9 protein-coding genes are annotated in these 9,170 nt (G+C 73.1%); 5 read left to right on the forward strand and 4 right to left on the reverse strand.

All coding sequences use genetic code 11. The annotated features are described in order from the left end of the window. Positions 1–171 precede the first annotated feature (171 nt). Positions 172–1,176 (reverse strand): zinc-binding dehydrogenase, encoded by a 1,005-nt coding sequence (locus tag ACGF5C_RS23890; RefSeq protein WP_393305017.1) that lies wholly within the window; start codon positions 1,174–1,176, stop codon positions 172–174. A 130-nt stretch (positions 1,177–1,306) separates the two neighbouring features. On the opposite strand from ACGF5C_RS23890, the gene ACGF5C_RS23895 reads away from it, so the two are divergent. Both ACGF5C_RS23895 and ACGF5C_RS23900 read left to right on the forward strand, forming a co-directional pair. Then, positions 1,307–2,020, forward strand: coding sequence for a spermidine synthase (locus ACGF5C_RS23895; RefSeq protein ID WP_393304947.1), 714 nt, complete (start codon positions 1,307–1,309; stop codon positions 2,018–2,020). 108 nt (positions 2,021–2,128) lie between these two features. Then, positions 2,129–2,305: a hypothetical protein gene (locus tag ACGF5C_RS23900; protein ID WP_393304949.1), complete on the forward strand. Its 177-nt coding sequence runs from the start codon at positions 2,129–2,131 to the stop codon at positions 2,303–2,305. On the opposite strand, the gene ACGF5C_RS23905 is transcribed toward ACGF5C_RS23900, so the two are convergent. Together ACGF5C_RS23905 and ACGF5C_RS23910 are read right to left on the reverse strand one after the other, a co-directional pair. Continuing rightward, complete coding sequence (locus tag ACGF5C_RS23905) at positions 2,262–3,893, reverse strand: glycosyltransferase 87 family protein (protein WP_393304951.1); 1,632 nt, start codon at positions 3,891–3,893, stop codon at positions 2,262–2,264. The genes ACGF5C_RS23900 and ACGF5C_RS23905 overlap by 44 nt on opposite strands. A 167-nt stretch (positions 3,894–4,060) precedes the next feature. After that, entirely contained in the window at positions 4,061–4,978 is a 918-nt protein-coding gene (locus ACGF5C_RS23910; RefSeq protein ID WP_393304953.1) for an acyl-CoA dehydrogenase, read from the reverse strand. A gap of 101 nt (positions 4,979–5,079) precedes the next feature. Here ACGF5C_RS23910 and ACGF5C_RS23915 point away from each other — a divergent pair, with 101 nt between their 5' ends. Then, entirely contained in the window at positions 5,080–6,189 is a 1,110-nt protein-coding gene (locus tag ACGF5C_RS23915; RefSeq protein ID WP_393304955.1) for an RNA-guided endonuclease InsQ/TnpB family protein, read from the forward strand. A 103-nt stretch (positions 6,190–6,292) separates the two neighbouring features. Here ACGF5C_RS23915 and ACGF5C_RS23920 read toward each other — a convergent pair whose 3' ends face one another. Next, complete coding sequence (locus tag ACGF5C_RS23920; protein WP_393304957.1) at positions 6,293–7,213, reverse strand: acyl-CoA dehydrogenase family protein; 921 nt, start codon at positions 7,211–7,213, stop codon at positions 6,293–6,295. Between the two features lie 246 nt (positions 7,214–7,459). Here ACGF5C_RS23920 and ACGF5C_RS23925 point away from each other — a divergent pair, with 246 nt between their 5' ends. Together ACGF5C_RS23925 and ACGF5C_RS23930 are read left to right on the forward strand one after the other, a co-directional pair. Then, the gene (locus ACGF5C_RS23925) at positions 7,460–8,197 is read left to right on the forward strand and encodes a hypothetical protein (RefSeq protein WP_393304959.1); all 738 of its coding nucleotides are present in this window, start codon (positions 7,460–7,462) and stop codon (positions 8,195–8,197) included. A gap of 44 nt (positions 8,198–8,241) precedes the next feature. Next, positions 8,242–9,072 carry a hypothetical protein gene (locus ACGF5C_RS23930; RefSeq protein ID WP_393304961.1) on the forward strand — a complete coding sequence of 277 codons (831 nt, stop codon included), beginning with the start codon at positions 8,242–8,244 and terminating at the stop codon, positions 9,070–9,072. Positions 9,073–9,170: the final 98 nt, after the last annotated feature.

Raw genomic sequence — 9,170 nt, forward strand, 5'->3', positions numbered from 1 at the left:
CCCGGCGGACCCGACCGGCCCGGCGGACCCGACCGGCCCGGCGGACCCGACCGGCCCGGCGGACCCGACCGGCCCGGCGGACCCGACCGGCCCGGTCTGGGGGTGGCGCGCCCGTGACACCACCTGGGCCGGCGGGCGGAGTCGCGGGGCGACCCGGCGGGCCGGCGCCGCTCAGGGACGCAGGATCAGCCGGACGGGGTTTCCCTCCTTGGTGTGCACCCGCCGCACCGCCTCCTCCGCCTCGGCCAGCGGCAGCACGTCACTGATCGACGCGCTCAGGTCGAGCCGCTTCTGCCGGGCCAGGGACACCAGTTGCTCGACGTGCTCGGACTCCGAGCCGTAGTGGCCGAGCAGCGCCTGCTGGAAGTAGTTGAACGGGCTGTCCGAGGCGATCGTGACCGGCTTGTTGGCGATCCCGGCGAGCACCAGCCGACCCCGGCGGCCGAGCACGGTCAGCGCCTGCTCGCGGACCGGGGTCACCCCGGCGAAGTCGAACGCGACGTCGAGCCCCCGCCCGCCGGTCAACTCCAGCACGGCGTCGCGGAACCCGGGGTCAGCCGGGTCGAGCGCCGCGTCGGCGCCCAGCGCCGTCGCCCGGTCCCGCGCCGCCGCCAGCGGCTCCACCGCGATCACCGGGGCCGCGCCCACCAGGCGCAGCAGTTGGACGGCGTGCGCGCCCAGGCCGCCCACGCCCCACACCGCGACCGCCTCCCCGGGCCGGGTGCGCCCGGTGTCCCTCACCGCCGCCCAGGGGGTGGAGACCGCGTCCGGGATGATGCAGGCCTGCTCGAACGGCAGGTCGTCCGGGATCGGCACCACCGTGTCCTCGCGGGCCACGGCGTACTCGGCCCAGCCGCCGTCGTAGTCCACGCCCCGGGTGAACACGGTGCCGCGCCGGTCCCGCTCCCCCGCCTGGAGCAGCACCCGCTGGCCCGGCTCCCACCCCTCGACGTCGTCACCGAACGCGTCGACCACCCCGGCGACCTCGTGGCCCAGCGTCACCACGTCTCCGGGCAGGTAGAGCGGCGTGAGGGTGCCGTCGATCAGGTGCACGTCCGACAGGCAGACACCCGCCGCCTCGACCCTGATCCGCACCTGCCCGCGCTCCGGCTCCGGCACCGGCACCGACTCCATCCGCAGCACCCGGTCCGCCACGTGCAGCCGTCCGGCCAGCATGTCCGCCACAGTGTGCGCTCCCTGTCCGGCCCCCGGTCGGCGGCCCTCGACGAGCGCGCATACCCGGCCGGACGGAAGGAATGCGCGCCGGTGGCCGGCCCTCGGGGCGCCGCCCGGTAGCATCCGGCCCGTGGGCGTGCGATTCGAGGAACTGGCCTGGCGGGACACCCCGATCGGTCTCATCAGCCTGCGTCGGCGCCGCGACCCGTCGCTCGACGTCGAGGTGTACGAGGTCAAGCTCGACGACGAGTTCCTGATGTCCAGCCTCTTCCCCGTCGCGGAGATCGAGCTGGCCCGGCTGGGGCTGGCCCCGCTGGCCGGGCGCGACCTCGACGTGGTCGTCGGCGGCCTCGGCCTCGGCTACACCGCCCGCACGGCGCTCTCCGACGAGCGGGTCGGCTCGCTGCTGGTGGTGGAGGCGATCGAGGACGTCATCGACTGGCACCGCCGCGAGTTGCTGCCGTTCGCCGCCGGGCTGGCCGCCGACCCGCGTACCCGTTTCGCGCGGGCCGACTTCTTCGCCGCCGTCGCCGACGGCACCGGCTTCGACCCGCAGGCGCCGGGACGGCGGTTCCACGCCGTGCTCCTCGACGTCGACCACTCGCCGCGCAACGTGCTGCACCCCACCCACGCCGCCTTCTACACCCCGGACGGCCTGCGCCGGCTCGCCGCCCACCTGCACCCGGACGGGGTGTTCGCCCTCTGGTCGGACGACCCGCCCGACGCCGCGTTCGAGGAGGCGCTGGCCGCGGTGTTCCGTACCGCGCGGGCACACGTCGTCCCGTTCGCCAACCCGCTGACCGGCGGGGAGTCGACCAACACCGTATACGTCGCCCAGCTCTGACAGGCCACCTGACTAGGCGTTTTCGGGCGGTTCGCGCCGCATGGTGCGGGCCGAACCGGGAAGGCGGGCGGGGGCCGCGCGGCGCGGCCGGAGTCACGGGAGGTGGACATGCGGGCCATGCTCTGGGTCGTCGCCGTCATCGCCGGCGCGCTCGTCCTGCTCGGGCTGCTCCTCGAGGCGGTGCGCTGGCTGGTGGTCATCGGCGCGGTGGCGCTGCTCGCGGTCGTCGTGCTGGCGGTGGTCAAGGGGCGACAGGCGATGCACCACTCCGCCGGGCGCCGGTGACGTCGAGCGCAGCGGCCAACTCCTCGTCGTAGGTCGCGATCGGTCGCCCGTCGGCGGCGTAGGCGACAAGCCGGCCGTGGGCCATGGTCGCCGACCGGAACGAGAACGTCCGGGGCCCCGGATGGGCCGCCAGCAGCGGGATGACCCGGGGCGCGCCGCCGGGGGCGGAGTGGTATTCCAGCCGGGCCACCGCCGGCGACACCACCCCGTTGACCCGGACCTTGGTCTTTTCGCGCCGGGTGCCGAAGGTCACCGGGGCGTCGGTGCCGTACGCGGCGCACTGCACCGGGCCCCGGCAGACGAAGAAGTAGCGCGGATTGTCCACGTCGGACAGCGTGTACGCCTTGAACGTCGGGTCGGCGCCAGCCGGCAGCGGCTGCACGGCGAAGAACGCCACGGCCAGCGCGGCGGTGGTGCCCACCCGCAGCCAGCCACGGGCCGCCCGGGGCCGCCGGCCCGCGCCCGCCACGGCCAGTGCCGCCCCGCCGAACCCGGCCAGGCAGAGCACCCCGACGCCGAGCGCCCGGGCGTTCTCGAAGAGGAACTGGATCCCGGGGGTCGTCGAGACCGGGGCCAGCACCACCCCCAGCGAGACCACCATCGCCACCAGCAGCGCGCCGCCGGCCACCCGCCGGGCGATCCCCTCGGCGCCGATCAGCAGCATCGCCGCCAGCACCGGCCAGATCTGGTGGTGGGTCCAGGACACCGGGGACGCGGCGACGGTGGCGCACCCGACGAGCACGGCGGCGTGCCCGGGCCGCCCGTGCGCGGCGAGGTGCCGCGCCCGCAGCAGGGCCACCCCGCAGAGAACGGCCACCAGGGCCGCCCAGAGGAGCGGCAGGGACGCCTCGTCGAGCCCGATCCGCAGCAGCATGCCGTGCACCGACTGGTTGCCGAGCGAGGCGAGGTTGCCGATCCGCGCCGTGTCGCGCATCGCCTCGGTCCAGTACGTCCAGCTCGCCGCCGGCAGGACCGCCGCCCCCAGCGCGGCGCAGCCCAGGAAGGTGACCACGGCCCGCCCGGCGTCCCGGTAGCGTCCGGTGGCGAGGAAGTAGACGACGAACAGCAGCGGGGTCAGTTTGATCGCGGCGGCCACCCCGACGAGCACGCCCCGGAGTCGGGCCGGGACGACGCCCATGCCGTCCAGCAGCGCGAGCAGCACGATGAAGATGCTGACCTGGCCGAAGCGGAGGTTGCTCTGCACCGGCGCGGAGAGCATCAGGGCGCAGGCGACGGCCGGCACGACGAGGGCCCGCCGGGGCCCGGGGCCGGCGAGCAGGCGGCCCACCGGCACCGCGATGGCGACCACCGCGAGGCAGGTCAGCGCCAGCCAGACGCCCTGCGCGACCCCCTCGGGGACGGCGGCGACCGGCCAGAGCACGAGGGCCGCGAACGGCGGATAGGTGAAGGGCCCGCCGTTCTCGGCGGCGAAGTCGTAGAGCGGTCGGCCGGCGTGCAGGTGCAGCAGCGCGCCCCGGTAGATGTGCAGGTCGGAGAGGCGGTCCGGGCGGAGCGTCACGAGCGCGGACGACACCGCGGCGACGACGACGAAGACCGACCAGAGCGCCGCCACCCGCCCATCCCGCATCGTCGGAGCCTACGGCCGGCGCCCGTCCGCCGGGGACCCCGACGGACACCGACGCGACGGTGGGTCACGAGGCCCGCGACCGGCGGTTCGCCGACGGCTGAGACGGGCACGCCCCGGTCCGGCGGGCCACCCCGCACCGCCACGCGCGGGCCGGTTGCGGCGGGCGGTCAGAACCAGTCGTCGCGCATCTCCAGCGTGGTGCGGTCGAGGCTGTCCAACAGGTCGAACTGCGGCCCGGTGCGGGGCAGTTCGTAGCGGAAGAAGTACCGGGCGGCCTGCCGCTTGCCGGCGTGCAGGTCGGCGTCGGGCCCGTCGCCCGGGCCGCCGGCCGCCTCGACGACGAGCATCTGCTCCAGCCACATCCAGGCGATCACCACGTGGCCGACCGCCTCCAGGTAGACGGTCGCGTTGGCCAGCGCCGCCGCCGGGTCGCCGGTGCTCCATAGCCGCCGGGTGACCAGGGTGATCCGGTCCAGGGCCGCGCCGAGCGGGCCGGCCAGCTCGGCGGCCTCGCCCTCGGCCTTCCACGCCCGGGTGACCGTGGCGCGGACCGTCTCGACCAGCAGCGCGAGCCCGTCCCCGCCGCGCATGGTCACCTTGCGGCCCAGCAGGTCCAGCGCCTGGATGCCGTGGGTGCCCTCGTGGATCGGGTTGAGCCGGTTGTCGCGCCAGTGCTGCTCGACGTCGTAGTCGCGAGTGTAGCCGTAGCCCCCGTGCACCTGGATGGCCAGGTCGTTGGCGGCCAGGCACCAGTGCGACGGCCAGCTCTTCGCGATCGGGGTGAGCACGTCCAGCAGCAGGCGCGCGCGTTCCCGGTCCGCCGCCTCCGGCGCGGTCTTCTCCTCGTCGAGCAGCCGTCCGCAGTAGAGGACGAGCGCCAGCGCGCCCTCCACGTAGCTCTTCTGCGCCAGCAGCATCCGCCGCACGTCGGGGTGGGCGACGATCGGCACCTGCGGCGCGGTGGGGTCCTTGTCGGCGGCCGGGCGGCCCTGCGGCCGCTGGCGGGCGTACGCGAGCGACTTCAGGTAGCCGGTGTAGCCGAGGGCGGTGGCGCCCGCGCCCACCCCGATCCGGGCCTCGTTCATCAGAGTTGCGGCGTGGAAACCCGGCCGTTCAGGGCCGGGAGGAAACGCCGCTGCCTCCCCTCAATGATCGTGTAACACAATGGACCGTTAGAATGTGAAATGTGGGTGGGGTGGTGAAGCGGGCGTACAAGTACCGCTTCTATCCCACCGGTGAGCAGGCCGAACAACTCCACCGCACCTTCGGGTGCGTGCGTCTGGTCTACAACAAAGCCCTCGAGATGCGGGCCCACGTACACGCTACGGAACGCCGCTCGATCAGCTACGCCGCATCGTCGGCGGCCCTGACCGAATGGAAACGCACGGAGGAGTTGGCGTTCCTCAACGAGGTGTCCAGCGTTCCGCTGCAACAAGCGTTGCGGCATCTGCACGCCGCCTACGCGGCGTTCTTCGCCAAACGCGCCCGATACCCCCGTTTCAAGTCCAAGAGGAAGTCGCGGGCCAGCGCCGAGTACACCCGGTCGGCGTTCCGCTGGCGGGACGGGCAACTGACTCTGGCGAAGATGGACGCCCCGCTGGACATCGTGTGGTCGCGTCCGCTGCCCGACGGCGCCGTACCGTCCACCGTCACCGTGTCCCGGGACGCGGCCGGCCGCTGGTTCGTGTCTCTGCTCGTCGAGGACCTGACCGTCGAGGCGCTCCCGCTTCTCGACACGGCGGTCGGCGTCGACGCGGGCCTGACCAGCCTGGTGACCTTGTCCACCGGGGAGAAGGTCACCAACCCCCGTCACGAGCGGGCCGACCGGCGCAGGCTCGCCAAGGCACAGCGGGACCTGGCCCGCAAGGAGAAAGGCTCCCAGAACCGGGTCAAAGCTCGATTCAAGGTCGCCAAGGTTCACGCCCGGATCGCCGACCGGCGACGGGACCACCTGCACAAACTGTCGACTCGACTCGTCCGCGAGAACCAAACGGTCGTGATCGAAGACCTGACTGTGCGCAACCTGCTGCGCAACCACCGGCTGGCCCGCGCCATCTCCGACGCGGCCTGGTCGCAGTTGCGGGCCATGTTGGAGTACAAGGCCGCTTGGTACGGGCGCACCCTGGTGACGGTGGACCGCTGGTTCCCGTCGTCCAAGCTGTGCTCGGACTGCGGGCGGCTCACCGAATCCCTGCCGTTGAACATCCGTACGTGGCAATGCCCGTGCGGTGCGACGCATGACCGGGACATCAACGCAGCGAGAAACCTTCTGGCCGCCGGGCTGGCGGACAGGTAAAACGCCTGTGGAGCTGGTGTAAGACCTCAACGGAGTCCCTCCGGGCGGGCAGTCGGCCATGAAGCAGGAAACCCCCACGGGCGACCGGGGGAATCCCGGCCCTTCAGGGCCGGGAGGATGTCAACATGTGGAACATCTGCGGCAGGCGCTGGTGCGGCTCGCCGACCAGGTAGCCGACCGCGCCGGGACGCCCGCCCGGCCGATGCACGCCCTCGCCGAAGTTCAGCAGCGTGTTGGTGGTGCCCCGGTAGCCCATCTTGTGGTTGAGGCCGACCAGCACCACGTCGTTGCGCGCCTCGAGGGCGCCGTCGGCGTCGAGCAGCACCTTCGGCACGATGAACAGCGAGATGCCCTTCACCCCGGGCGGCCCGCCCGGGATCCGGGCGAGCACCAGGTGCACGATGTTCTCCGACAGCTCGTGGTCGCCGCCGGAGATCCACATCTTGGTGCCGTGCAGCCGGTACGTCCCGTCGTCCTGCGGCTCCGGGCGGGTGGTGATGTCGGCCAGCGAGCTGCCGGCCTGCGGCTCGGACAGGCACATGGTGCCGAAGAAGCGGCCCTGCACCATCGGCCGGACCCAGGTGTCGATCTGCTCCGCGCTGCCGTACGCCAGCAGCAGGTTGGCGTTGCCGAGGGTCAGGAACGGGTAGGCCGAGGTGCCGATGTTGGCGGCCTGGAACCAGGCGAAGCAGGCGACCTGCACGACGTGCGGCACCTGCATCCCACCCGATCGAGGCGTCCATGCCGGCGGCCAGCAGGCCGGTCTCGGCGAAGACGTCGAGGGCCTGCTTGACCTGCGGGATGATGTGCACCCGCCGGCCGTCGAAGGTGGCTCGCTGAGGTCGGCGGCCCGGTTGTGCGGGGCGAACCGCTCGGTGGCCACCCGCTCGGCGAGGTCCAAAACGGCGTCGAAGGTCTCCCGGGAGTGCTCCGCGTAGCGGGGCCGCTCGGTCAACCGGGTCGCCTCCAGCCAGTCGTGCAGCAGGAACCGCAGGTCGCGACGGGAGAGCAGAGTGGACGACACGGGTCTCCTTCCGTCGGCGGTCGCGCCGTCGGCCGCGGCTCGACCCGGCGGTGCCCTCGCCCAGGTCATCCTGACCGGTCCGGCCGGCCGGCGCACCACCCGGCGCTGTGCGCGTCGTACCGGCCCGACACCTCTCGCGGGTCCGGGCCGGGCGCCGCCAGATCGAGGCGGGCGTTGACGGCGGCGCCGCGGCTGGGCCTACTAGGGTGGGGCGGGTCAGACCGCGAGCCACCGGAGGACGCCTCGTTGCCCGACGCGCCAGACGCCCAGCCCTATCTCCCCAGCTATGACCCGATGATCGTGCCCTGGCACCTGACCTGGGCGGAGGTGGTCCCGTCCCGGCAGCCGTTCGATCCGGTCTCCGCCCCCGCCGTCGTCCGGTCGCTGCCGCCGGCCGCCGCTGTCCCCACCCGGCCACCCGGCCGGTCGGGCCGATCCGAGGTGCACGAATGGGGGCAGCGGCAGGGCACCCGGTGGGCCGACGAGATGAGCTTCGCGATCGTCGGTCAATACGGGCACTGGGCATCGGGCTGGCGGTGGGGTGTCGGCGAGGCGGACTTCGGCGGCGGCCCCGTCCACGCCTGGTGCTGCCCCGCCGACAGCATGGGTGACCCCGAGCAGACGCTCGGCGTGGTCACCGAGGCGCTGGTCGAGTGGCGGGGGTGGCTGGAGGAGCTGGCCGAGCGCTTCGACCGGTTCCTGCCGCTGATCGCCGCCGACGGCGCCGACCCGGCCGCCTGGGAACGGGCGGTGACGCACCTGGTCACCGTGGTAGTCGACCGGACCTGCGCCGACGGCGGCTGGGAGTGGCACTGCCGGCAGGTGCTCGGCTGGTTCCTCGGCTTGGCGGGCCTGCCGTCCGAGCGGCACAAGCCGCTGCTCGACCAGTCGATCGACGGTCGCTTCGACGACTTCCGCACCCCCTCGAACCTGCTGATCCAGGACGTCGCCGAACGATTCGGCCGCGCGGTAACCGGCCGGTGAGCGAGCCCACCGCCGCGCCTGGAAAATTTTCCGGAGGGGTGATCATGGGCGCGGACGCCGAGATCTTCGTGTTCGACTACGGACGCTACCGCAGCGACGTCGTGCCGGCGCTGCTGGAGCTGCTGCGCACCGGTGAGGTCGTGCCGTGGCTCGACGACGTGTTCCGGGCCGCGACACCGATGGACGGGCAGGGCTACGACGTGCTGTGGCCGCGGTTGGCCTCACAACTGCGGGAGCGACCCACGGATCTCGCGCGGTACTGCACATGGCTCGGCCCCGACCTGCGATACGTCGGGGAAGACCGGGTGAACCGCGCCACCCGCGAGCAGCTCACCTGTCCGTCGCTCACCTGCCCCGAGCGCGTGCGGTGTCCATTCCGCCAGGACGGTGACCGGCACGCCGTCGAGGAACTGAACACGCTGCACGAGGCGCTGGTCGCGGTGTGCTGCCTGGGGCCGTCCCAGTTCGTCGGCCGCACCGTAACCCCGGACTACTACCTGCCGGTGCTGGAACGTCAGGGCGTGCCCGCCGACGACCCACTGCGGGCGCTGCTCGCCGCACTCGCCAGGCGCGGTGCGGCGCTGGGCTACCAGTACGGCGTCACCGAGGGCATCCACGGCTGGCTGACGGTCGCGGAGACCGCCGAACTGGCAGCGCGTCTCGGCCACCTGGACCTGCCCCGGTACGAGCCCACGTTCGCCGCCATGGCGAACCTGTCGAAACGTGCCGGGCCGACGAGACGCGAGTGGCAGGACGTGAGCCTGTCGTTCGTGCGCACCGTGGCCACGATCGCTGCCGGCGCCGGGCGGTCAGTGCTGTGGGGCAACGACGTGATCCCGGATCTCTGGCGCCAGACACACGGCATCCAGGCTTGACATCCTCCCCGACCTGAAGGCCGGGGTATCCACGGAAGGAGCCTGATGACCTCAAGGTGATCCACACCGGACACCGGCGTCCGCGCCGTAGCGGGTGA

Source organism: Micromonospora sp. NPDC047620, assembly GCF_043205005.1.
GTDB lineage: Bacteria > Actinomycetota > Actinomycetes > Mycobacteriales > Micromonosporaceae > Micromonospora.

Coding starts and splice junctions, on each gene's coding strand:
- ACGF5C_RS23890 (WP_393305017.1), bottom strand. CDS start 1,176: ATGCTGGCCGGACGGCTGCACGTGGCGGACCGGGTGCTGCGGATGGAG.
- ACGF5C_RS23900 (WP_393304949.1), top strand. CDS start 2,129: ATGCGGGCCATGCTCTGGGTCGTCGCCGTCATCGCCGGCGCGCTCGTC.
- ACGF5C_RS23905 (WP_393304951.1), bottom strand. CDS start 3,893: ATGCGGGATGGGCGGGTGGCGGCGCTCTGGTCGGTCTTCGTCGTCGTC.
- ACGF5C_RS23910 (WP_393304953.1), bottom strand. CDS start 4,978: ATGAACGAGGCCCGGATCGGGGTGGGCGCGGGCGCCACCGCCCTCGGC.
- ACGF5C_RS23930 (WP_393304961.1), top strand. CDS start 8,242: ATGGGCGCGGACGCCGAGATCTTCGTGTTCGACTACGGACGCTACCGC.